General features: G+C 66.5%; 21 protein-coding genes. 9 read left to right on the top strand and 12 right to left on the bottom strand.

Annotated elements, in window-relative coordinates; translation table 11 throughout:
• Positions 1–68: 68 nt before the first annotated feature.
• Positions 69–1,127, bottom strand: coding sequence for a deoxyhypusine synthase (locus tag CQ039_RS15620; protein ID WP_105564707.1), 1,059 nt, complete (start codon positions 1,125–1,127; stop codon positions 69–71).
• 118 nt (positions 1,128–1,245) lie between these two features.
• Complete coding sequence (locus CQ039_RS15615; protein ID WP_105564706.1) at positions 1,246–2,508, bottom strand: type III PLP-dependent enzyme; 1,263 nt, start codon at positions 2,506–2,508, stop codon at positions 1,246–1,248.
• Between the two features lie 273 nt (positions 2,509–2,781).
• On the opposite strand from CQ039_RS15615, the gene phnC reads away from it, so the two are divergent.
• From phnC to CQ039_RS15595, 4 genes are all read left to right on the top strand, one after another.
• Positions 2,782–3,579 (top strand): phosphonate ABC transporter ATP-binding protein, encoded by a 798-nt coding sequence (phnC, locus tag CQ039_RS15610; protein WP_105564705.1) that lies wholly within the window; start codon positions 2,782–2,784, stop codon positions 3,577–3,579.
• On the top strand, positions 3,576–4,583 hold the full coding sequence (gene phnD / locus CQ039_RS15605) for a phosphate/phosphite/phosphonate ABC transporter substrate-binding protein (RefSeq protein WP_105564704.1): 1,008 nt from the start codon (positions 3,576–3,578) through the stop codon (positions 4,581–4,583). The genes phnC and phnD overlap by 4 nt, the downstream gene beginning before the upstream one ends.
• Before the next feature lie 65 nt (positions 4,584–4,648).
• Entirely contained in the window at positions 4,649–5,392 is a 744-nt protein-coding gene (gene phnE, locus CQ039_RS15600; protein WP_233190322.1) for a phosphonate ABC transporter, permease protein PhnE, read from the top strand.
• Between the two features lie 109 nt (positions 5,393–5,501).
• A complete protein-coding gene (locus CQ039_RS15595) occupies positions 5,502–6,572 on the top strand; it encodes a substrate-binding domain-containing protein (RefSeq protein WP_105564702.1) in 1,071 nt (356 codons plus the stop codon).
• Between the two features lie 192 nt (positions 6,573–6,764).
• Here the strand turns inward: CQ039_RS15595 and CQ039_RS15590 are convergent, their stop codons facing one another.
• The 3 genes from CQ039_RS15590 to CQ039_RS15575 all read right to left on the bottom strand — a co-directional run bounded on the left by CQ039_RS15590 (position 6,765) and on the right by CQ039_RS15575 (position 10,764).
• A complete protein-coding gene (locus CQ039_RS15590) occupies positions 6,765–7,850 on the bottom strand; it encodes a glycosyltransferase family 1 protein (RefSeq protein WP_105564701.1) in 1,086 nt (361 codons plus the stop codon).
• Positions 7,851–8,008: 158 nt separating this feature from the next.
• On the bottom strand, positions 8,009–10,234 hold the full coding sequence (locus tag CQ039_RS15580; protein ID WP_105564700.1) for an AGE family epimerase/isomerase: 2,226 nt from the start codon (positions 10,232–10,234) through the stop codon (positions 8,009–8,011).
• Between the two features lie 68 nt (positions 10,235–10,302).
• Positions 10,303–10,764, bottom strand: a complete 462-nt coding sequence (locus CQ039_RS15575) for an Lrp/AsnC ligand binding domain-containing protein (protein ID WP_105564699.1) — start codon at positions 10,762–10,764, stop codon at positions 10,303–10,305.
• A 117-nt stretch (positions 10,765–10,881) separates the two neighbouring features.
• Between CQ039_RS15575 and putA the strand changes: the two genes are divergently transcribed.
• Together putA and CQ039_RS15565 are read left to right on the top strand one after the other, a co-directional pair.
• Positions 10,882–13,998, top strand: a complete 3,117-nt coding sequence (gene putA, locus CQ039_RS15570) for a bifunctional proline dehydrogenase/L-glutamate gamma-semialdehyde dehydrogenase PutA (RefSeq protein ID WP_105564715.1) — start codon at positions 10,882–10,884, stop codon at positions 13,996–13,998.
• Positions 13,999–14,077: 79 nt separating this feature from the next.
• A complete protein-coding gene (locus CQ039_RS15565; RefSeq protein ID WP_105564698.1) occupies positions 14,078–15,292 on the top strand; it encodes a tetratricopeptide repeat protein in 1,215 nt (404 codons plus the stop codon).
• Positions 15,293–15,349: 57 nt separating this feature from the next.
• Here CQ039_RS15565 and CQ039_RS15560 read toward each other — a convergent pair whose 3' ends face one another.
• The 3 genes from CQ039_RS15560 to CQ039_RS15550 form a co-directional block, all read right to left on the bottom strand.
• Positions 15,350–16,255 (bottom strand): class I SAM-dependent methyltransferase, encoded by a 906-nt coding sequence (locus CQ039_RS15560; protein WP_146112133.1) that lies wholly within the window; start codon positions 16,253–16,255, stop codon positions 15,350–15,352.
• A 211-nt stretch (positions 16,256–16,466) separates the two neighbouring features.
• Positions 16,467–17,390, bottom strand: coding sequence for a hydroxymethylglutaryl-CoA lyase (locus CQ039_RS15555; RefSeq protein WP_105564696.1), 924 nt, complete (start codon positions 17,388–17,390; stop codon positions 16,467–16,469).
• Positions 17,390–19,063, bottom strand: a complete 1,674-nt coding sequence (locus CQ039_RS15550) for a glycosyltransferase family 39 protein (protein ID WP_105564695.1) — start codon at positions 19,061–19,063, stop codon at positions 17,390–17,392. The genes CQ039_RS15555 and CQ039_RS15550 overlap by 1 nt, the downstream gene beginning before the upstream one ends.
• 104 nt (positions 19,064–19,167) lie before the next feature.
• On the opposite strand from CQ039_RS15550, the gene CQ039_RS15545 reads away from it, so the two are divergent.
• The gene (locus CQ039_RS15545) at positions 19,168–19,905 is read left to right on the top strand and encodes a glycosyltransferase family 2 protein (protein WP_105564694.1); all 738 of its coding nucleotides are present in this window, start codon (positions 19,168–19,170) and stop codon (positions 19,903–19,905) included.
• Between the two features lie 67 nt (positions 19,906–19,972).
• On the top strand, positions 19,973–20,398 hold the full coding sequence (locus tag CQ039_RS15540; RefSeq protein ID WP_105564693.1) for a hypothetical protein: 426 nt from the start codon (positions 19,973–19,975) through the stop codon (positions 20,396–20,398).
• A 147-nt stretch (positions 20,399–20,545) separates the two neighbouring features.
• Here CQ039_RS15540 and CQ039_RS15535 read toward each other — a convergent pair whose 3' ends face one another.
• The 3 genes from CQ039_RS15535 to CQ039_RS15525 form a co-directional block, all read right to left on the bottom strand.
• Positions 20,546–20,914, bottom strand: coding sequence for a hypothetical protein (locus CQ039_RS15535; RefSeq protein WP_105564692.1), 369 nt, complete (start codon positions 20,912–20,914; stop codon positions 20,546–20,548).
• Positions 20,911–21,537, bottom strand: coding sequence for a polyhydroxyalkanoate synthesis repressor PhaR (phaR, locus tag CQ039_RS15530; RefSeq protein ID WP_105564691.1), 627 nt, complete (start codon positions 21,535–21,537; stop codon positions 20,911–20,913). Before phaR ends, CQ039_RS15535 begins: the two co-directional genes overlap by 4 nt.
• Positions 21,538–21,609: 72 nt before the next feature.
• Positions 21,610–22,263: a hemolysin III family protein gene (locus CQ039_RS15525; RefSeq protein ID WP_369831571.1), complete on the bottom strand. Its 654-nt coding sequence runs from the start codon at positions 22,261–22,263 to the stop codon at positions 21,610–21,612.
• A gap of 206 nt (positions 22,264–22,469) precedes the next feature.
• Here CQ039_RS15525 and CQ039_RS15520 point away from each other — a divergent pair, with 206 nt between their 5' ends.
• Complete coding sequence (locus tag CQ039_RS15520; protein WP_105564689.1) at positions 22,470–23,642, top strand: acetyl-CoA C-acetyltransferase; 1,173 nt, start codon at positions 22,470–22,472, stop codon at positions 23,640–23,642.
• A gap of 77 nt (positions 23,643–23,719) precedes the next feature.
• Here CQ039_RS15520 and CQ039_RS15515 read toward each other — a convergent pair.
• Positions 23,720–25,864: S8 family peptidase (locus CQ039_RS15515; RefSeq protein ID WP_369831570.1), on the bottom strand; the 2,145-nt coding region annotated here is incomplete at its 5' end.

Here is a 25,864-nt window from a genome sequence, read left to right as displayed (position 1 = left end):
GCGCGAGGCCACGTCGGGTCGAGACCCGGAGGGCGGCGCAAGCCAAGGCGGAGCCTTCTGATCGCGGTCTAGGACGAATGACCGAACAACTTGTTCCAGCGGCGCTTCTCGCGGGTCTTCCAGGCGCCGCGATGATAGGCGTCCGAGCCGATCAGCGGCACGACGGTCGTGGCCTCGGCGAAGACCATCTGCTCGTGCGTGGTCTGAACCTTGCCCCAGGAGGCGGCTTCTTTCAGCGTCGAAGATGAGCAGGCGCCGTCGCGCACGTCGGCGACCGTGATCTGAACCGCGTAGCGGTGCATCTCGGCCTCCACGCCCAGGATTTCGGCGCAGACGACAGTGTCCTGCGCAAAGTTCTTGGGCACGCCGCCGCCGACCATGAACAGGCCGGTCACGCCGGCGGCGATCTTGATGTCGGTCAGTTCGCGGAAGTCGGCGATGGCGTCCAGCATCAGATAGGGCAGGCCGGCGGCGGCCCGCTCCTTCTGATGCTTGACCAGGCCAAAACCGGCGGAGCTGTCGACGAAGGCCGGGCAGAAGATCGGCACGCCTTCTTCATAGGCGGTCTGGATCAGCGAGCCGGGCTTCTTGGCGTTGCCCTCCGACAGCCACTTGCCCATCTCCCAGATGAACTCACGGCTGGAATAGCCGCGCGGCTCCAGACGGTTGGCGATCTCCAGGATGGTGTGGTCGCAGGCCTGGAGCTCTTCCTCGTCGATATAGGTGTCGTAGATCCGGTCGATGTAGTTGTCGCGCAGGACGTTGTCGTCCACCTCGCCGGCGGCCTGGTAGTGCTTGAAGCCCAGGGCTTCGAAGAAATCCATGTCCACGATCGAGGCGCCGGTGGCGACGATGGCGTCGACCATGCCGAACTTCACCATGTCGCGATAGACATGCATGCAGCCGCCGGCCGAGGTCGAGCCGGCCAGGATCAGCCAGGGCGAACAGGCCTTGTCCTCGATGGCCATGTTGAAAATGTCGGCGGCGCGGGCCGTGTCGCGGCTGCTGAAGGACATCTTGCGCATGCTGTCGATGATCGGGCGCGCGTCGAAGCTGGTCATGTCGACGTGCTCGACGGTGTTCTTGAGCAGCGCAGCCTTCTGGTTCGACTGAACGGGAGCGTTCATTTCGGCGGTTTCCCTGAGATATGAGCGCCCGTCGCCAAGAAGACGCAGCGGCCCGGACGGAGCGACGGGCCGCTGCGGATCTCATATCAACGTCCGAAGACGCTATGGGGTCAGACGATCAGCGCTTGCGCTTGCGCACGCCGGCCTTGCCCTTGGGGCGTGACAGGCGAACGACCTTGCGGGCGGCTTCCTCGGCCGAGGTGCGGACCGTGGGGATCGAACGCGGAGCCAGGCCGTAGAGCGAAGCCATCGGGGCGTCCTCGACCGCGGCGATCTCGTGCTCGCCATAGCCGTTGAAGCCGGTCGTCATGGCCACGCCATAGGCGCCCAGCATGCCGATCTCGATGAAGTCGCCTTCCTGCACATCGGCCGGCAGCCAGAACGGGCCCGGCATGTGGTCGATGCTGTCGCAGGTCGGGCCATAAAAGCGGAAGGGCTTCAGCTCCGACGCGGCTTCGCCATCCCGGACCAGCTTGGTCGGGAAGGGCCAGCGCGAGTGGGTGGCGTCGAACAGCGAGCCATAGGACCCGTCGTTCAGATAAAGAGCATCGCCCTTGCGCAGGTCCACGCGGCACAGCACCGACGACGACTCGGCGACCAGCGCCCGGCCGGGTTCGCACCACAGTTCGGTCGTTTCGGACACCGGCATCTCGTTGAAGCCGCGGTGGATGGCGTCGGCGTATTCGCTCAGGTCCGGCGGAACCATGCCCGGATAGACCGAAGGGAAGCCGCCGCCGACGTCGACGATGTCGACGAAGACGCCTGCCTTCTTGATGGCGCGACCGACCTGCGACATGGCGGCTTCATAGGCGGTCGGGCGCATGCACTGCGAGCCGACGTGGAAGCTGACGCCCATCAGGCCGTCTTGCACCGCCTGGCGCACGGCCAGCAGCAGGGCAGGGGCCTGATCCGGCGACACGCCGAACTTGCCCGACAGGGAATAGGCGGCGCCGTCGGCCGAGACAGCCATGCGCACGACCAGATTCAGGTCGTCGGCGTTGTCGGTCGCCTCGATGATCTTCTGCAACTCGTCATGGCTGTCGAGCACGAAGGTGCGCACGCCGTGGTCGGCGTAGGCCGCACGGATCGCGCCGCGGCTCTTGACCGGGTGCATGAAGGCCAGGCGCGCGTTCGGGCTGACCGAGCGAACCAGCTCGATCTCGGCCAGAGAAGCCACGTCAAAGGCGTTGACGCCCTGCTCGACCAAGGTCTCGATGACCCAACGCGAGGGGTTCGCCTTCACTGCATAGAAGACGTCGGCTTTCAGATTGTCCTGGAACCAGCGCGCCGCTACGGAAACCGAACGCGGTCGCACGAGGGCGACGGGACGTTCAGGGGACCGCTCACGGACCAGGTCCAGGGGAAGTTGGTACGTGCGCAATTCACGTAACCCCCTGCTAATTGTTAACCCAGACCGGCGTTAGCAGCGCTTAACGGTTAGACCACGGGGTCCGCCGGAACGCGCGATGTAGGGATGCGGGGCTGTCATGTAAAGCGGTAATTTCGTGACCTGATCCACAGGGGAAGGGGCGGAAAGGGCTGCTGCACAGCCCCCGCACTGGACGAAAACGACGCAGGCATGCCATTAAGACTTGTCGAAACGCGCGTGGCGCGTCATGCGGCGCCCCCTGTTGCAACCGCCACCCACGGGTTCATGAGTTCTTCAACCGCCGCTGTCGCGTCCGTACGGGATGTGTCAAAGACCTATGGAGCCCGAAAGGCGCTCGACGGCGTGTCCGTCGAAGTGGCCGCCGGCGAGATGGTCGCCCTGATCGGACCGTCCGGATCGGGCAAGTCCACTTTGCTTCGTTCCATCACCGGGCTGCACCCCATTGATCCCGGCAAGGGGACGATCCAGGTGTTCGGCGAGACCGTTCAGCAGAACGGCCGCATCACCGGCGCTGTGCGCAAGGCGCGCCGTCGCATGGGCATGATTTTCCAGCAGTTCAATCTGGTGGGTCGTCTGTCGCTCTTTTCCAACGTCATGCTGGGCGCGCTCGGACGGCTGCCGGGCTGGCGCGGGATCTTCGGCGTCTGGCCCAAGGCGGATCGCGAGCGGGCCATGGCGGCCCTGCACCGCGTCGGCGTGTCTGACTACGCCGCACAGCGCGCCAACACCCTGTCGGGCGGTCAGCAGCAGCGCGGCGCAATTGCCCGCGCCATCGTCCAGGGCGCGCAAGCCATCCTGGCCGACGAGCCGGTCGCTTCGCTGGACCCGGTGTCGGCTCGCAAGGTCATGGAACTGCTGGTCGAGCTGAACAAGCGCGACGGCATGGGCGTGATCGTCACCCTCCACCAGGTCGACTACGCCATCCGCTACTGCAACCGCGTCATCGCCCTGCAGAAGGGCAAGGTGGTCTATGACGGTCCGTCGACCGGTCTGGACTCCAAGCGCCTGATTGAAATCTACGGTCCCGAGTACGAGGACGCGTTCTGGGAAGCCAAGGCATGACCCGCACCCCCATCACCCGCCGCCTTGTGGGCGTCGCCGCCGTCGCCGCCCTGACCCTGGGCCTCGCCGCCTGCGGCAAGGGCGAAGACAAGGCGGCGGGCGCCGCCCCGACCGAAATCACCTTCTCCATCCTGTCGGCCGAGGGCCAGGCCTCGTCGGGCCCGCTGTGGCAGCCGCTGCTGGACGACATGTCCAAGTCGATCGGCGTGCCGGTGAAGCCCTACTTCGGCTCGAACTACACGGTGCTGGTTGAGGCCATGCGCGGCAACCATACCCAGGTGGGCTGGTTCTCGGCCAAGCCCGAGGTCGAGGCCATCGATCGCGCCAACGCCGAGGTCATCGCCCGCACGGTCAACCGCGAAGGTCTGGACAGCTATCAGTCGACCCTGATCGTCAAGAAGGGTTCGGGCATCACGCTGGACAAGGTGCTGGCCTGCGGCAAGCAGTACAACTTCGGCATCGGCGACGCCCAGTCGACCTCGGGCACCCTGGCGCCCATGACCTTCCTGTTCAACGCGCGCGGCGTCGTGCCGTCGCAGTGCTTCAAGACGGTCCGTTCGGCCAACCATCAGGCCAACGCCTTCGGCGTGGCCACGGGCGTGATCGACCTCGCTACCTCGAACAGCGTCAACACCATCTTCATCCGCCGCGAAAACCCGCAGCTGGCCGATCAGATCGAGGAGATCTGGGTCTCGCCGCCGATCCCGGAGAGCGGCATCGTCGTGCGTGAGGACCTCGATCCGGCGCTGAAGGAGAAGATCCGCAGCTTCTTCCTGACCTATGGCCAGGGCGAAGGTCCGGAAGCCGAGCGTCAGCGCAAGGTTCTGGCGGGTCTGGAATATTCGCGCTTCGCCGCCGCCGACGACAGCTATCTGAACCCGATCCGTGAAATGATCGCCGACCAGAAGCGGGGCGAGGCTGAAGCCAAGGGCGACAAGGCCGGCGCTGCCGCCGCGACCGCTGAGCTTCAGCGCTTGCGCAGCCTGCGCGAGGTCCAACCTTGACCTCTGCTCCGCTGACGCCGACCGCGGTTCCGGCCGCGCCGCAAAAGTCCGCCGTCTCCTGGGCGATGGACATCCTGGTCTGGGGCGGCGTGATCGCCGTCCTGCTCTACAGCATCGACGCCGTCGACCTGGGCAATATCTCGCGCCTGTTCTCGGGCAATGAGAGCACGCGTCTGTTCGTCCATGACCTGCTGCGTCCGGACTTCTCCGACTGGAAGATGTTCGTCGCCAAGATGTGGGAGACGGTCCAGATCGCCCTTTGGGGCACCTTCCTGGCCGTGCTGTTCGGCATTCCCCTGGGTCTGGCCGCCGCCCGCAACATGGCGCCGGCCTGGGTCGTAACCCCGGTGCGCTGGGTCATGAACCTGCTGCGCTCGGTGCCCGACCTGGTCATCGGCCTGCTGTTCGTCACCGCCGTGGGCCTCGGCCCCCTGGCCGGCGTCCTGGCCATCACCCTGAACACCGCCGGCGTCCTGGCCAAGCTGTTCTCGGAGGCCGTCGAGTCGATCGACAAGGGTCCGGTCGAGGGCGTGCGCGCCACCGGCGCGTCCAAACTGCACGAGATCGTCTGGGGCGTGATCCCGCAGGTGGCGCCGCTGTGGACCTCGTTCGCCCTCTATCGCTTCGAGTCGAACAGCCGTTCGGCGACGGTCCTGGGCCTGATCGGCGCCGGCGGCATCGGTCAGGTTCTGTTTGACAGCATGAATGCGTTCAACTTCCGCGCTGTCTCGGCCATTGTCATCATCGTGGTCATCGCTGTGACCCTGATCGATACCCTGTCGCAGGTCATGCGCAAGCGCCTGCTGTAATCGAACCACGTCGGGGCGAGGTTTGCCCTGACTGTCACAAAGGTCTGGCCGGACCGTCACACTTCGCTGCTCTAAGCGTCTCAAACTGACGTCTGGAGAGGTCCGGCCAATGATCCGTTCCCTGAAAATCACCGCTGGTGCGGCGGCGCTGCTGGCCCTGGCGGCCTGTGGCAACAACGAGGGCGGCGCCGCCCCTGGCAGCCAGAAGGCCCGCGCGGGCATCTGGGCCGCCGGTTCCTCGACCGTCTTCCCGTTCGCCACCCGCGTGGCGGAAAACTTCGCTCGCACCTCGGGCGGTTCGGCGCCTCGCGTCGAGTCCCTGGGCACGGGCGGCGGCATCCAGGCCTTCTGCGCCGGCGTGGGCCCCTCGACCCCGGACATCGCCAACGCCTCGCGTCCGATGAAGCAGAGCGAGTTCGACCGTTGCGTCGCCAACGGCGTCAGCGACATCGTTGAAATCAAGATCGGCTTCGACGGCATCGTCATCGCCACCGCCCGCACCGGCAACAGCTTCAACTTCGAGCTCAACGACCTCTATGAGGGTCTGGCCAAGGAAGTGCCTGGCCCGAACGGGACCTTCGTCGCCAACCCGACCAAGACTTGGAACGACGTCAACAAGGGCCTGCCGAGCCAGCGCATCCAGGTTTATGGCCCGCCGCCCACCTCGGGCACGCGCGACGCCTTCCTGGAGCTGGGCATGGCGCCCGGCGGCGAACTGGTCCCGGCCGTGGCCGCGCTGAAGAGCGACAAGACCCGGTTCGAGACCCTGACCCACACCCTGCGTGAAGACGGCGCCTGGGTCGACTCGGGCGAGAATGACAACGCCATCGTCCAGACCCTGACCCGTACGCCGGGTTCGCTGGGCGTGTTCGGCTTCTCCTTCCTGGAGCAGAACATGGACACGGTGAAGGCCGAGACCATCGACGGCGTCGCTCCCTCGGCTGAGACCATCGCCGACGGCACCTATCCTCTGGCCCGCAGCCTCTACATCTACGTCAAGAAGGCCCACATCGGCGTGACGCCGGGCCTCGAACAGTTCGTTCAGGAGTTCATGTCGGAAGGCTCCGCCGCGCGTGGCGGCTACCTGCAGGACCGTGGTCTGGTGCCGCTGCCGGTCGCCGAACTGACCGCCGAACGCGCCAAGGCCGCCGCCATGACCTCCATGGCTCGCCCGAACTAAGGGTCAGCGCGAGGAATGCCCTTCTCCCCTTGTGGGAGAAGGTGGGCGCCGAAGGCGCTCGGATGAGGGGTGTGAGCGCCGCGGTCGGCTGATCGCGGCGCTTTCCTTTTGAGCGTTACAGGGGTGAGGCGGAGCAATCCCTCATCCGTCTCGCTGCGCGAGCCACCTTCTCCCACAAGGGGAGAAGGAAAATTAGGCCGCCGCCTTGCGCCTCAGCCGGGCGATCCGGCGCAGGCGGCGCCAGAAGCGGCCTCGCGCCGGCTCGGGATAGGGTTGCAGGTTCTCGACGAACTGTTCGGCCGAGGCGCGCCAGCTGAATTTTTCCGCGTAGGCGCGCACATCCTTGCGATCCAGCTCCAGGGCTTTCAGGCAGGCGGTCTTCAGGTCGTCGTCGATAAAGCCGGCGCCCGAGCCCGGAATGATGTCGATGGGGCCGTGCGCCGGATAGGCGGCGACCGGCGTGCCCGCGCCCATGGCCTCCAGAATCACCAGGCCGAAGGTGTCGGTCCAACTGGGGAAGACGAAGACGTCGGCGTCGGCGAAGCAGCGCGCCAGGTCCTCGCCGAAACGGGCACCCAGGAACTTGGCCTCGGGGTATTTCTCTTCCAGCTCGGCGCGGGCGGGGCCGTCGCCGACGACGATCTTGGTGCCCGGCAGGTCCAGTTCGAGGAAGGTCTCGATATTCTTCTCGACCGCCACGCGACCGACGTTGAGGAAGAAGGGGCGGGGCCATTCATCGCCGCCCATCTCCTTGTAGATGGGCTCAAGATCGGGACGGAACAGGTCGGTATCCACGCCGCGCGTCCACGGAGAGACATTGCGGAAGCCGTGCTCGACCAGTTCGTCGCGCAGGGTCGGCGTCGCCACCATCAGCCGGCCTGACGGCTTGTGGAACCACTTCATATAGGCGTAGCCGACCTGGACCGGGATCGGGAACCGGGCCGAGACGTATTCGGGGAACTTGGTGTGATAGCTGGTCGTGAAGGGCAGCTTCCACTCCACGCAGATGCGGCGCGTGGCGATGCCCAGGGGGCCTTCGGTAGCGATGTGCACGGCTTCCGGCTCGAAGGCGCGCAGGCGTTCGCGGATTTCTTCTTCGGCGCCCAGGGCCAGCCGGATCTCGGGATAGGTGGGGCAGGGGATGGTCTTGAACTGGCTGGGTTCAATGACCTCGACCTCATGGCCCATGGCGCGGCACTCGGCCACGGTGCGGGTCAGGGTACGGACGACGCCGTTGACCTGGGGCTCCCAGGCGTCGGTGACCAGAACAATGCGCATGAAGTCGAGTGGGCCCGGGCCGTTTCGCTGAGCCGGCAGTTCTAGCCGCTTCGCATGACGAAGGCGAGACGGCTTACAGCGGCAGCACCGTCGTCGACTTCACCTCTTCGAGAACGGCATAGGTCCGCGTATCGCGGGCGCCCGTCGTCGACCGATGATCAGAACAACGAAACGGCGGGTTTTCTGTCTGGTGAAAGGGCCATGACCGCGCGTTCCACTTCGGCGTAGGCGGCGACGATGTGATAGAAGGAACTGGCTGGCGCAGGTTCCTCGATAAATCGCCCGACCTCCAGCAGCTTGTCCTTCCACAGGCCGTCTGACGTCAGGTAGCGCCAAAGGCCGGCCTCGGCCCTGGCCGCCTGGTTCAGGCAGAACTCGCGCCGCCCGTCGTCTGACAGCGTCGCAAAGATCAGCGACGCCTTGAGCCACTCTGTCTGCGGCCAAAGACGGGCGCGCTCGCTGCGCACGGTGCCATTGATGTTGCGGCTGTCGATGATGACTTCCTTGTGGGGATCGAACCCGTCCAAGCCGCTGAGATAAAGGTTCCAGGCTAGGCAGGCGAGCTCGGTGTCGCCGCGTGCTTTTGCGTGCAAGGCGAGCAGGCCGGACCACTCCAGTTGATGGCCGGGCTCGATCAACTCGCTCCGCCTGTCGTCGGGCGGGGTCCAGTCGTCATCGAAGAATTCGCCGATGAGGCCGATCTTCTGGTCGATCAGTCGGGTACGGGCGATCGCAACGATGGAATCGGACAACTCGCGCCAACCAGCGTCGGCGCTCGCCTCCTCCCATGCCATCGAGGCTTCGAGCATGTGCATCAGGGGGTTGGCCTGATAGGGCTTGGCTCCGACTTCGGTCAGCCCGCCCTTGTGGCTCCGTTCCTGAAGCAGGAGCTCACGCACCGCGACGGCGCGCGGCTCCATGTCCGCCCGCCCCAGGGCGCGACCCGCGAAGGCCAGCGCCAGAAGCAGAAAGGCCTGATCATACAGACTGGCGTGTTCGTCGATTGGCTGGCCATCAACATCCAGGATGGAGCGAAGCAGTCCGTCCGGTCGCGTGAACGGTCCATCCAGATAGTCCAGCCCGCTTTCAACCGCGCGTCGCCAGGGGCCTTGCCAACCCAGCAAGCCGGCCTGGCTGTAGGCATAAATCTGTCTCGCCTGGACACGGGCGCGTTTGGCGCTTCGCACCCGACGTCCGTCCAGGCCCAGAGTTTCTTCGAACGCGCCGCCGTCATTTTGGCCGAGCGTGCACCAGATCGGCAGGGCCTTGCTTCTCAACCATGCGCTCAAACGCGTGGCGCCCTCGTAGAAGGAGGGGGTAGCCGAAACTTCGAAATCGAGGTGCCGGGGGGAAAGATTCTCGAGGCGTTTGACGACCTTTTTGACATCCTGGCTGCGTTTCAGATCGGTAACGAGGACGGCGTCCTGCTCCACCACGATCCCGATGTTGCGCAAGCCGATGGCCGCTACCAGGACGCCGTCGCGCGCACGGATGAGGCAGCCCTCCGAATCTTCCAGCACATGGAGGCCGACATCGCCTTCGCCCGAGGCGTGAACAGCGTCCCAAGCGCCGAGATCGGACCATTCAAAAGAGACCGGCAGCACGGACGCGCGGCAGGTCTTCTCCATGATCGCATAGTCGACGGAGATCTTGGCGGCGGTTCGGAAGGCTTCGCCCAGTAGGATGCAGCCGCTGTCGTGCACGGCCGCGTCGACTGCATCCCTGACGCTGGCGTGCAGGGAATTGGCGGATTGCGTGAACTCCTCTTCGAGCAGGTCGGCCCGCACGATGAAGTTGCCGCTGTTCCAGAGGTAGCCGCTGTCTATGTATCGACGCGCCGCGCTCTCGGTCGGCTTTTCCACGAAGGCGGCGACGGGGCTGAGGCCGGCGGTCGCGGGTGCGATATAGCCGTAAGCCGACGAGGGCGTGTTGGGCACGATGCCCAGGGTCACGATGCGACCAGCCAGCGAAGCTTCAACAGCCTGGGCCACAGCTTCATGGAAGGCGTCGTGATCCGGCACGTGGTGATCGGACGGGACGAACAGGTTGACCGCGTCGGGCGACTGTCGTCGCGTCCAGATCGCCGCGGCCGCCATAGCCGCGGCAGAATCGCGTCCCTCGGGCTCCAGCAAGATAACGGCCGAGGCGCCGATTTCGGATAGCTGGTGTAGAATGGTCTTTTGATGGCCGGCGCCGCCTACGATGATCAGGCGGCCGTCGCCAGCGGCCAGCGGGGCCACGCGTTGAACGGTTTCCTGAAATAGGGATCTGTTGCCGGCCAAGGGAATAAAATGCTTGGGCCGCGACGGTCGGGAGGCGGGCCACAGTCGCGTGCCGGCCCCACCGCAAAGAATAACCGGATATACAGATGGCCTCGAACTCATGGGACATGGGTTTAGCGGCGCGGCTCCAGTTGGTCGAGGCCCTGACAAGTCTGCGCCCTGTATTCCGGTCACAGCGGCAGCACCGTCGTCGACTTCACCTCTTCGAGAACGGCATACGTCCTTGTCTCGCGCACGCCGGGCATCCGCACCAGAATATCGCCGAGGAAGACGCGGTAGGCGTCCATGTCGGCCACCCGCGCCTTGATCAGATAGTCGAAGCCGCCGGCCACCATGTGGCACTCCAGCACCTCGGGCTGGCGGCGCACGGCGTCGGCGAAGGCGTCGAAGACGTCGCCCGTGGTGCGGTCCAGCAAAACCTCGATGAAGATCAGCAGGGCCCGGTCGGCCGAGGCCGGGTCGATCAGGGCGGCGTAGCCGGTGATGACCTTCTTGTCCTTCAGCCGTTTGACCCGTTCGAAGCAGGCGGCGGGCGACAGATTGCACCTTCGCGCCAGTTCCGCGTTGGAGATGCGGCCGTCTATCTGCAGCACGCGCAGCAGACGGCGGTCGGTGTCGTCAAGAATTTGCATGGCGAATGAGCCTGATTGCCGAAGGATCGCTGGCTTAGATCATCATCATACAATGCACATTCGGCGAAGTCCGCCATATATGCCGCAAATCGAAGGGTTTGATCCCAGGGTGAGATGATGACGCCGACCGACTTGAAGCACTGGGACGACCTGGACCGGAACAAGTTCCGCGACGAACGCGCGGTGGTCGCCGAACTGCTGGCCAACCCCGGCCTGACCCAGGCCGAGCGCGCCGACGTGCTGGCCGACGCCATCGGCCTGGTCGATCAGGCTCGCGCCAGTCAGAAGAAACAGGGCGTGGTGGAAAGCTTCCTGCAGGAGTTTTCGCTGGGCACCCGCGAGGGTCTGGCCCTGATGTGCCTGGCCGAGGCCCTGCTGCGCACCCCCGACGCCGACACCCGCGACCGTCTGATCGCCGAGAAGATCGGCTCCGCCGACTGGGCCTCGCACATGGGTCAGTCGGACAGCCTGTTCGTCAACGCCTCGACCTGGGGCCTGATGCTGACCGGCAAGCTGGTCGATGTGGACGACGAGGCCAAGACCGACCTGTCGGGCTTCCTCAAGCGCATCGCCGGGCGTCTGGGCGAGCCGGTCATCCGTCAGGCCGTGGCCACCGCCGTCAAGATCATGGGCGAGCAGTTCGTGGTCGGCCGCACCATCGAGGCGGCGCTGAAGCGCTCGGACCGCGAGGGCTGGCTGTGCAGCTTCGACATGTTGGGCGAAGGCGCCCGCACTGTCGCCGACGCCGAGCGCTATGAAAAGATCTACGCCGACGCCATCGAGGCCGTGGGCAAGACCGCCAAGGGCCAGGGCCCGGAGGCCGGTCACGGCGTCTCGGTCAAGTTGTCGGCCCTGTCGCCGCGCTATCAGGCGGTGCAGGAAGACCGCGTCTGGGAAGAGCTCTATCCCCGCATCCTGCGTCTGGCTCTGATCGCCGCCAAATACGACATCAACTACACCATCGACGCCGAGGAAGCCGATCGTCTGGCCCTGTCGCTGAAGCTGCTGGAGCGGCTGGCGCGCGAGCCGGAACTGGGCGACTGGAAGGGCCTGGGCCTGGCCGTTCAGGCCTATCAGAAGCGTACGACCGAGACGGTGGCCAAGCTGGCCGAGCTGGCCAAGTCCTCGGGCCGTCGCCTGATGGTGCGTCTGGTCAAGGGCGCCTATTGGGACACCGAGATCAAGCTGGCCCAGGTCAATGGCCGCACCGACTATCCGGTCTTCACCACCAAGCCCGCGACCGATCTGAACTATCTGGTCTGCGCCAAGGCTCTGATCGAGGCCTCGCCCTACATCTACGCCCAGTTCGCCACCCACAACGCCCATACCCTGGCGGCGGTGCGGCGCATGGCTCGCGACCGCAACGTGACCATCGAGCATCAACGCCTGCACGGCATGGGCGAGGCCCTCTATGACGCCGCGCACGAGGCCTGGGCCGACGAGACGGTCATCGTTCGTGCCTACGCCCCTGTCGGCGGCCACGAAGAACTGCTGCCCTATCTGGTGCGCCGCCTGCTGGAAAACGGCGCCAACTCCTCCTTCGTCCACGCCCTGCTGGACGAGCGCGTTCCCGCGGCCGCTGTCGCCGCCGACCCCATCACCGCCGTCGAGGCCCAGCCCGACCGTCACCCCAGGATTCCGGTTCCCATGAATATCTACGGCGATCGTCAAAACTCCCTCGGCCGCGACTATTCGCAGGCCGCCGACCGTGAGCGCCACGCCAAGGCTCTGGAGCGCGTCGACAGCGAGAAGCTGACGTCCGGCCCCATCATCGGCGGCAAGCTGAAGGCCGGCGTGAACCCGCAGGATGTGACCAATCCCTTCGACCGCTCGCAGGTCCTGGGTCATGTGTCCGAAGCCTCGGTCGAGGACGTGGACGCCGCCGTCAACGCGGCTGGTAAGGCCCAGGTCGCCTGGGACCGCATCGGCGGCGCCGGTCGCGCGCCCGTCCTTCGCGCCATGGCCGACGCGCTGGAAGCCGACATGGACCGCCTGGTCGCCCTGCTGTCGCGTGAGGCGGGCAAGACCCTGAACGACGGCGTGGCCGAGGTGCGCGAAGCCGCCGACTTCTGCCGCTACTACGCCCTGCTGGCTGAGCGCGACTTTGGCGGTCGCCAGACCCTGAAGGGCCCGACCGGCGAGACCAATGAGTTGGTGCTGCACGGTCGCGGCGTCTTCGCCGCCATCAGCCCGTGGAACTTCCCTCTGGCCATCTTCGCCGGCCAGATCGCCGCCGCGCTCGCCGCCGGCAACGCCGTCGTGGCCAAGCCCGCCGAGCAGACCCCGCTGATCGCCGCCGAGGCCGTCCGCCTCTTCTACAAGGCCGGTCTGAACCCCGACCTGCTGGCCCTGGTCCCCGGTCGCGGCGAGATCGTCGGCGCGGCGCTCACCAACCATCCGGGCATCGACGGCGTGGCCTTCACCGGCGGCACCGACACCGCCGCCGCCATCAACCGCGGCCTGGCCGCGCGTCCGGGCGCCATCATCCCCTTCATCGCCGAGACCGGCGGTCTGAACGCCATGTTCGTGGACACCACGGCGCTGAAGGAACAGGTCATCGACGACGTCATCCTGTCGGCCTTCGGCTCGGCCGGTCAGCGTTGTTCGGCCCTGCGCGTCCTCTATGCGCCCAAGGAAGCCGCCGACGCCCTGATCGAAGGCCTGAAGGGCGCCCTGGCGACCCAGGTGCTGGGCGACCCGACCGACACCAAGAGCGACATCGGCCCGGTCATCGACGCCGAGAGCCGCGCCAACCTGGAAGCCCACGTCGAGCGCCTGTCGAAAGACGCCAGGATCGTCGCCCGCGCCGAACTCCCCGCTGGTTCGGACAGGGGCGACCTCTTCGCCCCGACCATCGCCGAGATCCCCACGCCCGACTTCCTCGAGCGCGAGGTCTTCGGCCCGATCCTGCACGTCTATCGCTATGACTCGAAGGACCTGAAGTCGGTCGCCGCCAAGCTGGCCGCACGCGGTTACGGCCTGACGCTGGGCGTCCACAGCCGCATCGAGGCATTCGCCGACGAGGTCGTGCGTCTGGTCCCGGCCGGCAACGTCTATGTGAACCGCTCGATCATCGGCGCCGTCGTCGGCGTGCAACCCTTCGGCGGCGAAGGCCTGTCCGGCACCGGCCCGAAAGCTGGCGGCCCCAACAGCCTGATCCGTTATGCGGCGGAAAAAGCCATCAGCGTCAACATCGCGGCCCAGGGCGGCGACCCGGCTCTGCTCAATCTCTGATCGGAACGAAAGCGAAGCGCGTCGGGGTTCGTCGCGCTTCGCCCCAAATCGGTCTAAGGCCTGCGCATAAGGAGCCTGGATGATCGATCTGTTTCGAAGCGAGAATGTCGTGGTCCGCAGTCTGCCTGCGGCCGATGTCAGTCGCTGGGTCGTGACCTTCGACAACTACGGCATCGGTCACGGCTTCGATCGAGCGGGCTTCGGGCAGGAGTTTCTGCGTCAGGCGGGGGTGTCCGCCATCCATGTGATGGGCGCGCGCGAGGACTGGTACCAGTACCCTGAGATGGCCGCAGCCATGGCGGCTGTCCGGGAAGCGACGGCAGGCGCCGAGCGTGTGATGACCTATGGCTCCAGCATGGGGGGCTATGCGGCCATTCGTTTCGCCGACGCCGCTGGCGCACATGCGGTGCTGGCGCTTTCCCCGCAATATTCGATTGATCTGCAGAAGATGCCGTCTGAGAAGCGCTGGCTTCAGGACAGTCAGCGCATCTCCTGGCGGCCGGAAATTGACGGTCGGATCATTTGCGGCGCCCGACCTGTCGTGGTTTTCGACCCGTTGGAAGACGGGGCTCAGGTCGCGCGGATACAGGACGACATCGACATCTGGCCGATTCGTCTGCCCTATGTCTCTCATCCCGCCAGCACCTATCTGGCCGAGACAGGATTGCTGAAGTCATTGGTGCTTCAGGCGCTGTCTGGAGAATTCGACGCCGTCAGGTTTGGAGGCGAGGCTCGAAGGCGTCGTAGGACAAGCGGCTTTTACCTGTCGAACCTGGCGATGAACCAGCCGGCGCATCGACGGGAACTGGCGTTTGATCTGGCCCAGCGGGCTGTGAACATCACCCCTTCAAGCCCGCTCTCAGGTCTGGCTCTCGCCAGGCTGCTGTCCGTTGAGGGACGACACGACGAGGCTATCGAGAAGCTTGAGCGCATCGTCGCCTCGACCAATCGGGCGCCGATCTATCTCATGTCCTATGTGGATGCCCTGGTGGCGGCCGGCCGCTTTGAGGAGGCCAGACCACATGCGCGAGAGGCGGTCGAGGCGCTTTCTCATCAGGCTCACCTTCATGTGTGGGAAGGGGCTCTGCTGAAGAGCCTGGGCGAGACGAGGGCGGCTGTTGAAGCGGTGGAACGGGCGATCGCCCTCGATCCCCAGCCGCAGTATTACGAGTTGTTGGAAGCCTATCGCGACGGGGTCGAGACGGATGATCTCAGCCAGCGGCGTGCGGCGCGGTGGGCGTCTCGCGTGCTGGCTCGGCTTCGACCGGTCATGCGGGGTATTCGCAAGGTCTGACGCGCGCGCAAAGACCGCGTCAGCGACGCCGTCGATCCATGCGCCGCTCAATGGAGCCTATGCTCCGCGCCGCACGATGATCCCGAACGAGGTCGTGGAGAAGCCCGACAACGCCATCTGCAGGTGGGGCTGCTCCCGATAGGGCGGCACGTCGATGTAACGATCCACCGGGCGATCACCGAGGTTGAAGTCGAAGGGGATGACGGTGTGGCCCTGTTGCGTCAAGCGTTCGGCGAGCGCCTCGAAGTCCCGGCGTCGGAACAGCACAGTGCCTAGATTATCGACCGTTTCCTCGTTGGAACTGGTGTTGAACTCGGTGGTGTGGACGGCCCAGCCGCCGGGCTTCAGACACTGAATGGACCGCTCAATAAAGGCGAGGCCCTTTTCGATGGAGCCGAGGTGTTCCAGAGCGCAGGCCGACCAGCAGAAGTCGAAATCGACGAATTCCGCCGGCACGTCATTCATGTCGCAGGCCTGGAACGAGACGTTCTCGGTGAACAGGTCATCAGGGCAGACGGCCGGCTTGCGTAGAGCCTCCTTGCCGACCGCGTGCTGGTTGGTCAGGGTCCAGCCCATGGCCTCGGCCATCTCGACGTCCATGTCGGTGGCCAGGATGCGGCAGTTCTGAGAGGCGAAGAAGGCGCTCAGGGGTTCGGCGCCGACCCCGAAGCCCAATCCGCGGGCGCCAGGAACGACGGCGCCGCGCTCCCACAGGACCTGACAGATAAAGACGAACTCCCACAGCTTGCGATGATAGCGCAGGCCCTCGCGCAGGCGGTGGGTCCAGTAGGAAAAATAGGGCTCATGGAAGCTGTCCTGTCGGCACAGGGTGCTGCGCGGAAAGGCCAGTTTCGCGGGCTCGCCCTGGATCATGGGCGGCTGGCCATGCCACTCTGCGCGCGCGGGCAGAGCCAGGCTGTTGTAAAGCAGGCGTGTTTCGCGTCGATGTTCTTCCAGCGCCAAGGTGAGGGCGTTGATCTGCCTGGTCGCCGTCTGAAACTTGCTTGCAAGCGCTTCTGCTTGACGGGTTTTTTTACGCCAGAACTTGAACGGATTTATCAAAGCATTCTCGCCTGGAGGAGTTCGCGGTCGCCCCCAAGGGCCTCTTGAACCTGCTCGTATCGCATTTCTGCCTTCGCGGGAAAGGCGTCAGGGGCATTTTTCGAGCCGGAGATCAGGTCTTGGTCTGCGGCCAACCGCCTGCGCGGCTCAGGGCGCTGAGGCGGGGCTTGTCGATCTGGCCACCGATCCAGCGGGCGCTTTCGATCAGTTGGTCGAGGTCGTAGCCGGTCGAGAAGCCGGCGCGTTCCAGCATGTAGACGAGGTCCTCGGTGGCGATGTTTCCGGTCGCGCCCGGTGCAAACGGGCAGCCGCCGATGCCGCCGGCGGAGGCGTCGAGGATGTCCACGCCCGCCTCGACCCCGGCGTAGGCGTTGGCCAGGCCGGTGTTGCGGGTGTCGTGGAAATGCAGGCGCAAGGTCGCGTCGGGCGCGGCCTTTCGAGCGGCCTCGACCTTTTTGGTCACGCTCCACGGATCGCCGACGCCGATGGTGTCGGCCAGGGCGATTTCCTCGACGCCGAGCGCGGCGATGCGGGCGACCAGTTGGCTGACCTGTTCGACCGAGACCTCGCCGTCGAAGGGGCAGCCCCAGACGCAGGACAGGGTGGCGGTCAGCTTGGGCGTCGCGCCCGGCGCGCCTGCTGCATTGGCGCGACCCGCCATGATGTCGGACAGCATCTGCACCTGTTGGTCGACGTTCAGCCCCTGGTTCTTGAGGCCGAAGCCGTCGGTGGCGGACATGGCGACATTGACCTCGTCCACCGCCGTGCCCAGCGCCCGGTCATAGCCCTTGCCGTTCAAAACCAGGCCGATGCGGCTGTGACCCTCGGCGGGGGGCAGGGCGGCCATGACCTCTTCGGCGCCGGCCATCTGCGGCACATACTTGGGGTGGACGAAGCTGACGGCTTCGATGCGCTTGGCGCCCGCCGTTTCGAGGCGCTGGACGAAGTCGGCCCGGACGGCGGGGCTCAGCACGGCCTTTTCGTTCTGCAGGCCGTCGCGGGGCCCGACCTCGACGATCTGGATGAAGCGACCCATCAGCGCGCGCTCCGCTCGCCTGCCCCGGCGGGGGCATAGACGGTCAGACGCACGTCGTCGCCCGAGGAGTAGTTGTGACCGCTGACCACGCCGACAGCGCGTCCAGCGGCGCCGAGATCCGCCAGGGCGCGGCGGAAGGCCTCGTCGTCATGGGCCTCGACGATAGCGGGGCGCCCCTCGGCCAGGGCCCGGGCGGCGCCGGGGCCGTCGGTCAACTGGGTGTCGCGCCCAGTCAGGAAGACGAAGCTGGGTTCATGGAAGGTGGTGATGGCCACCGGCCCCGGATAGCGGCCCTGAGCAGGGCTCAACTCGGCCGACTCCATGGTTTTCACCAAGCGCGGCGCGATGGACAGGGGGCGCAACTGACGGATGGTCCCGGCCAGACCGGCGTGGGCGATGACGCCGCAGAGGATGGCGGCCAGCACCCCGGTGATCGCCGCCCGGTTGACCAGCAAGAAGCCGCCGACCGCCGCCGCCATGACGGCGAAGACGATGGTCACGGTGGCCCAGGTCTGGGCTGTCGAGCGGCCGAACTCGGTCAGGCCGTAGACGGTGATGGCGCAGACGATGACAGCGGCGAACAGGCCCAGCAGGGCGCCCGCGATGCGCGAGACCTTGCCGATCGGCTGGGTCAGGGCGGCGGCGGCCAGAAGCGCGATCGCGCCGAAGGTGGGCAGAGTGTAGTGCCACAGCTTGGTCGGGGCGATCTCGAACATCAGCCAGGCGGGCACCAGCCAGCAGACGGCGAAGCGGATGGCCGGCTCGGCGCGGCGATGCCAGCCCGTCGACAGGGCGGCGGGCAGCATCAGGGTGACAGGGAAGAGCAGCAGGGGCGACAGCAGGGCATACATGCCGATGAAGCCGCCGTGGCTTTCGTGGGCGCCCGCCAGCTTGGGCGCCAGATCGCCGCCGATGGCTTCACGCCAGAAGCCGCCGTCCGTGGCGATGGTGATGGCGATGGCCCAGGGACCGACCAGCAGGGCCACCAGAGGCAGGCCCCAACCCCAGCCCAGCTTGCCCAGCCACTTGATGTTTCGGTCCCAGACCGACAGGGCGATGATCGACAGGGCCACGACCAAAAGCCCGATCGGCCCCTTGATCAGAATCGACAGGCCGATGCCCAGCCAGAACAGCAGCTTGTGCCAGCGCACCGGCTTCTCATTGGCCCGCGTCGCCATATAGATCCGCGCCAGGGCCGCCATCGACAGGGTGGTCAGGCCGCACAGCATGGCGTCGGTCTTGGCGATGCCCGCTTCGGATGACAGCAGGAAGGTCGCGCCCAGCATGGCTCCGGCCAGGAAACCTGCGCGATTGCCGAACAGGGCGGCGCCCGCCCAGGCCACGGCCCAGGCGGCCAGCATGGCCCCGAACAGCGACGGCAGGCGATAGGGCTGGATGTTGCGGTCTTCGACGTCCGAGGTCAGACCGACGGCCACGGCCTGCATCCAGTAGATGCCGACTGGCTTTTTCCAGCGCGGTTCGTCCTGGAAGCGGATGTCGACATAGTCGCCGCTTTCCAGCATCTGGGCCGTCGCCTGGGCGAAGCGGCTTTCGTCGCGGTCCAGGGGCGGCAGCAGCATCAGGCTAGGCAGGCCGGCGAGCAGGGCGAGCAGGGCCGCCAGAACGGGGCCGCGCCAGCCGGCGATGAGGTGATCCAGGTTCGGGCGGTTCATGGCGCTGTCGTATCACGCCGACGCCGCTCGCCGGAAGCTTCAGCTTGCAACCTCTTCGCGCGGCCCGGTTTTCCTCCGGCCCGACGATGCGCTACAGAGCGACGATGACCGACAGCCTCGCTTCCACCCCTGAAATCTCCGTCGTCGTGCCGGTGCATGACGAATCCGGCGCGGCCGTGCCCTTGGCGCGCGAGATCGCCGAGGCCTTCGCCGGTCGGTCCTATGAGATGATCTTCGTCAACGACGCCAGCCGCGATTCGACCCTGGCCGAACTGCAGGCGGCGATGGCGGAACTGCCCGCCCTGCGGGTGCTGTCGCACGCGACCAATGCGGGACAGAGCCGCGCCGTGCGCACCGGCGTCCTGGCGGCGCGCGCGCCCATCGTCGTCACCCTGGACGGCGACGGCCAGAACCCGCCCGCTGACGCGCCGCGCCTGGCCGACGCCCTGATCGCCGCGCCCGCCAATGTCGCCCTGGTCGGCGGCGTGCGCGCCAAGCGTCAGGACTCGAACGCCAAGCGCCAGGCCTCGATCTGGGCCAACCGCATCCGTCGCAAGCTGCTGTCCGACGACGCCGATGATACCGGCTGCGGGCTGAAGGCCTTCCGTCGCGACGTCTTCCTGCGTCTGCCCTACTTCGATCACATCCACCGCTACCTGCCGGCCCTGACGATCCGCGAGGGCTATGAGAACCGCTACCTCGACGTCGATCACCGGCACCGTGAGACGGGCCAGTCGAAATACACCAACTGGGGGCGGCTGCGGGCCTCCTTCTCGGACCTGCTGGGCGTGATGTGGCTGAAGTCGCGCTCGCGGCGTCCGGGCGCCATCAGCGAGTTCTGACCGAACCGCGACCATATGGTCGTGCGCGGGAAACAGGGTTAAGCAAAGCGATCTGGAGGGGCCGCCCATGCTGATCGCCATACCGCTGCTGATCGTGCCGGTCGTGATCTACAATCTGGTGATCCTGCTGGGCGGGGCCGGTGTCGATCCCCTGCTCGGACCGTCGGCGGTGCTGGATGAGGTGCTGTTCCGCGTGCCCATGACCTCGGGCGCGAGCTGGAGCATCAGCATAGGCGAGCTGATCCTCTTCCTGTCGCTGATCCTGCTGTTTGTCGAACTGCTGAAGTCGACCTCCAGCCAGCGGGTGGCCATCGTCAATCACGCCCTGTCGATGGCGCTGTTCGTGGTCTGTTTGGTCGAGTTTCTGCTGCTGCCGGGTTTTGCAGGATCGGTCTTCTTCCTGATCCTGACCATGGTGCTGCTGGACGTGCTGGCGGGCTTCATCGTCACCATCATCGCCTCGCGGCGCGACTTCGACATGAACCCCCGCTGAGTCATTGAGCTAGCTGAAGGCGACGAAGACCAGGGCGACCACGGTCACGTCGAACAGGCGGGCAGCGAGGTTGAGGACGGCCATGGGCGAAACTCCGGTCGAAGACGCCGGAGCCGTCGCAAGCGCCATGCCATCAAACGGGGCGCCCTAGATTTCGGTCTGCTTCGCCTTGCCCACGCGGGGGCGACGGTCGCGCTGGCCCGAGTATTCCGCGCCCAGATAGGTGGAACGGGCCGCGTCCAGCACCGGCGGTCCGCCCTTCAGTCCGCGCTTCTGTCCCTTCTGGCCAAGAACCTGGGCGGCGAACAGGGCTGGCGGGGCGAGGGGCGACACGGCAGGCTTTGCCGGGGAGGCGGCATGATCGACCCGCTCGCCCGCCGGGACCAGGGCGCGAGCTTTTTCAGCTTCGGCCTCAGCCTTGGCGGCGCGGCGGTCCCGTTCGCGCCGGTCGCCCTCGCGGCGTTCCTGCACCGTGGGCCCCTCCAGCGGGCCGACCGGGCGCACGCCGTCGGTCATTTTCCGGCGCCGGCCAGGCGGTCGATCTGGGCGCGCATCTCGTCCATCTGGCGACGCATTTCGTCCAGGGCGGGGTCCGCCGACGCCGCCTTGGGCGCCGGCTCAGGCTCGGCGGCCTTGTCAGGCTCGGCTTCGGGACGGCCATAGGCGGCCATGCCAGGGAACATCTTCATGGCCCGTTCGAACATGGCCATGTTCTGGCGCACGGCCTCTTCCATCAGGCCGCCGCCGGGCGCGCCGGCGAAGGCGCGACTGAATTGGCTGCGCAACTGTTCCTGCTGGCGCGTGAAGCTGTCCAGCGACATCTCCAGATAGGAGGGCAGGACCGACTGCATCGAGTTGCCGTAGAAGCCGATCAGCTGACGCAGGAACTGCACCGGCAGCAGGGCCTCGCCGCGGCTTTCTTCCTCGAAGATGATCTGGGTCAGGATCTGACGCGTCAGCTCGTCATTGGTCTTGGCGTCATAGACGACAAATTCGACCCCCTCGCGCACCATCTGCGCCAGGTCTTCCAGCGTCACATAGGCGCTGGTGGCGGTGTTATAGAGCCGCCGGTTCGCATACTTCTTGATGACGACCACGCCGTCACGGGTTTTTCCGCCCTCGGATTTCTTGTCGTTCACGCTTGTTCTCGCGTTGTTGCAACGCCGCACTATCACGCGTTGCGCGCGCGAAGGCCAGAGGGCGCTTTTCGGTCAGGCCGCGCCGGGCGCCAGAACCACCCCGATCAGGATGGCGGCCCAGTGCACGCCAGCCCCGGCGACGACGAACCCATGCCAGATCGCGCGGCGGAATTTCACCTTCTGGCTGATGAAGACGAAGACGCCCGAGGTGTAGATCAGACCGCCCGCCACCAGCAGGCCCAGCGCCAGCGGATGCACCGTCTCGATCATCGGCTTCAGTGCAAAGATCGCCACCCAGCCGAACAGGACATAGACCCCGCTCCAGAAGACGTCGGAAATGCGCGGGGCGAACATCTTCACCCCGACCCCGGTCAGGGCCATCAGCCAGACGGCCAGGGTGAAGCCGATCGACCAGGCGCCCTCGAACCTCTGGGTGGTGAAGGGGGTGTAGCTGCCGGCGATCATCAGGAAGATGGCCGCCTCGTCCAGTCGCCGCAGCACGGGGCGGGCGGCGCAGGGATGGGTCTGGTTGTAGATGGTCGAGGCCGTCAGCATGGCTAGCAGGCAGACGGCGTAGATGGCAGTGGCCACGACCGCGCTGATGCCGCTGTAGAGCCCGGCCAGGACCGCCAGGATGACGCCGCCGACCGCCGCCAGTCCCAGGCCTACGATGTGGACCCACAGATCGGCCAGACGCTCGGCGCGCGACTGATAGTGCTCGATCATATCGAGGTCGTCGGGCGTCCACACCCGTCTCGCCAAGGATTTCACCCGCACCAGCATCACTCCTGAAAAGCGTTCGCCGTGAGGATCGTTCCCGTCAGATTGCGCCCTGATGATGACGAAGTGCTGAACTTCGCACTTGCGAAAGGTGACGCGGGATGTGGAATGCGGCACAACCGCCCGCAGAATTTCTCCCCGGAGTGAATATCATGACTGACGTAGTGATCGTTTCCGCCGCCCGCACCCCGGTCGGCTCCTTCCTCGGCGCCCTGTCCAGCCTGCCCGCCTCCAAGCTGGGCGAGGTCGCCATCAAGGCGGCGCTGGAGCGCGCGGGCGTGGACGCGGCTGACGTGGACGAGGTCATTCTCGGCCAGGTGCTTCAGGCGGGCGCAGGGCAAGGCCCGGCGCGTCAGGCCTCGATCGGCGCCGGTCTGCCCAACGAGACCCCGGCCTGGAGCCTGAACCAGCTGTGCGGCTCGGGCCTGCGCGCCGTGGCTTTGGCCTATCAGCAGATCATGCAGGGCGACGCCAAGATCGTCGTCGCCGGCGGTCAGGAAAGCATGAGCCAGTCGCCGCACACGGCCCAGCTTCGCAACGGCCAGAAGATGGGCGAACTGGGTTTCAAGGACAGCATGCTGCAGGACGGCCTGATCGACGCCTTCCACGGCTATCACATGGGCCAGACGGCCGAGAACATCGCCAACAAGTGGTCGATCGATCGCGCCTCGCAGGACGCCTTCGCCGTCGCTTCTCAGAACAAGGCCGAGGCCGCCCAGAAGGCCGGCAAGTTCGTCGATGAAATCGCACCGGTGACCATCTCGACCCGCAAGGGCGACGTGGTTGTCGATCAGGACGAATACATCCGCCACGGCGCCACCATGGAGGCGATGGAGAAGCTGAAGCCCGCCTTCGTCAAGGACGGCTCGGTGACCGCGGCCAACGCCTCGGGCATCAATGACGGCGCCGCCGCCCTGGTGTTGATGTCGGCCGATGAAGCCAAGGCGCGCGGCATCGAACCCCTGGCCCGCATCGCCTCCTGGGCCACGGCGGGCGTCGATCCGTCGATCATGGGCACCGGCCCGATCCCGGCCTCGAAGAAGGCGCTGGAGAAGGCCGGCTGGACCGTCGCCGACCTGGACCTGATCGAATCCAACGAAGCCTTCGCCGCCCAGTCGCTGTGCGTGGTCAAGGAACTGGGCCTCGATACGGCCAAGGTGAACGTCAATGGCGGCGCCATCGCCATCGGCCACCCGGTCGGCGCCTCGGGTGCCCGCGTCCTGACGACCCTGCTGCACGAGATGAAACGCTCGGGCGCCAAGAAGGGCCTGGCCACCCTGTGCATCGGCGGCGGCATGGGCGTGGCCCTCTGCGTCGAACGCTAAGGCCTCGCGCCACAGGCTGAAATGCAAAAGGCCGGCGGAGCGATCCGCCGGCCTTTCTCATGTCTGGCGCTTCTGGATCAGAAGCCGCGTCGCCAACTGCCCAGCAGGGCGTAGCCGGTCGGCGCGCCCGCGCGGTGCTGCTCGTCGCGGCTGGCCACGGCCTCCAGTTGCAGCATGGACCCGCCGGGCAGGGGGTGCAGGCTGCGCACGGAGAAGTCGATCTGACGCCCCGAGGGGCTGGCCGAGAAGCGGCGCTCAGAGAAGGTGACGGGGTCGAAGTATTCCAGCGGTACATCGGCCAGGGAGGCGCTGAAGGTCCCGCTCTCGATCCGCAGCGGCTGGGAAATTTCCCAGGTCAGGCGGCTGCAACCGAGCGCCCACGACGGGCAATCCGACTGCAGGGCCATGCGCCAGGTCGAGCTGACGGCGGCGCTGGACAGGTTCAGGAACCGGCCCTCGATCTCGGTGCGGCCGAAACCGGCCTCGCCGCTCAACACCAGGCCATGACCCAGCGACAGGTCGCCGCCAAAGGCCGCAAAGCGGGTGCGTGACGGCAGGGCGAAGTCCGAGCGCGTCGGCATATAGGCGCCCAGCGGCCCCATCTTCTCGTCCAGGGCCCCCATGCTGAGCGACAGGCCGCCGCGTTCGCCGCGCCAGTCCAGCGCCGCGCGGGCGTAGGACGACACGTCCTGCTCGACCGAGCGCAGGGGCGCGCGGCGGTCGCCGGCCCCGGTCTCGGCGCTGACGGTCAGGGGACCGAAGCCTAGCCCATCGAAGACCATGGCCCCGCGAATAGCGTGATCGGCCTGGGCCAGGGCGGCGAAGCCGTCGCCCGAGCCGGTACGGAAGGGCGAGCGCGACCCGCCCTTGCCCTGCCAGGCGGCGAACGACATGCGGCCAGCGGTGACATCGAACAGGGCTTCCTGCTTGATCTCGTCGCCCAACCAGGGGGCGTCGAAGGGGGTGTAGCGGTTCAGGATCGGCTCGGGCGTGGCGACTGGGGCGGCGGCGATCAGCGACAGCTTCGCCCCGCCGGGGCCGTCCATCGTCACCTGCGACTGGCGCATCGGCGTGGGGTTTTCCGGCTGATAGCTGCGGCGCGGGGCCATGCGCCAGGCCTCGCCCATATCGATGCGAAACAGGCGTTCGTACTCGTCATAGCCGATGGTGTTCAGGGCCTGTGTGCGGCCCATGGCGTCGCCGAACGGACCGCCGACATAGGCGCCCGGCTCGATGGCGACCCGCACTGCCGAGCCGGTGGCCTGAGGCGAGGAGGTGGCGCCGACCGGTTGGAAGGCCTGGGCGATGTCCAGCAGACCGCGGCCATAGACTATGTCGTCGCCCTGGTCGCCCGCGTCCCGCGCTGTGCGCAGCAGGATCTCGACGGCTTCGCGGCCCGTGAGGTTGGGGAAGGCTTCCAGCAACAAGGCCAGAGCCCCCGCCACGGCGGGCGAGGCGAAGGAGGTGCCGTTGGCGACCCAGCAGGAGGTTCCTTCGCAATCCGTGTAGATCTGAACCCCTGGCGCGGACAGGAAGTAGGTCTGGGAAACACCGGCGCGGTTTGAGAAGTCGGCGATCTGATTGGCGTTGTCGTGGGCGCCCGTGACGATGATCCCGCCGGCGAACCGAGGGTCGCTGGCGTAACGCCCCGGCCATTCCGGGTTGGCCCCGGCCGCATTGCCTGAAGCGATGGCGAAGACGACCCCGGCGTTGATGGCGCGCTGCAATGCGGCCTCGAAGGCGCCGCCCAGCGGACCCTCGCCGCCCAGCGATAGGTTGATGATCTTGGCGCCGTTCTGCACGGCGTAGTCCAGGGCGCGGGCCAGATCGCCGCCCTTGAAGCAGACCGTGTCCTCGGGCTTTTCGCAGTCGCTGACGTCGGCGCGGATCGAAAGAATAGTCGAATTATAGGCGACCCCGACCGTGCCATAGCCGTTGAAGGCGGCGGCGATGACGCCGGATACGCCGGTGCCGTGGCTATCGGGGCCGTGCGGCTGGTTGCGGCCGGAGATGATGTCGGTTGAGCGCGACGAAATGTTCACCGCCAGATCCTGGTGGTCCAGCTTGATGCCGCTGTCGACCACGCTGACCGTGATTCCCCGTCCGGTCGCCCCAGTCTTCCACGCAGCGATGGCGCCAGTATTCACGACGCCGAAGTTGCGCTGGTACTCGGCGGAGCTTTCGGAAGGCGACGCGGGCGGAGGCGGCGGAGGCGGCGGAGG

Origin of the sequence: Brevundimonas sp. MYb52 (assembly GCF_002979535.1) — a bacterium.
GTDB lineage: Bacteria > Pseudomonadota > Alphaproteobacteria > Caulobacterales > Caulobacteraceae > Brevundimonas.
This window is presented reverse-complemented; position numbering and strand designations above follow the sequence as displayed.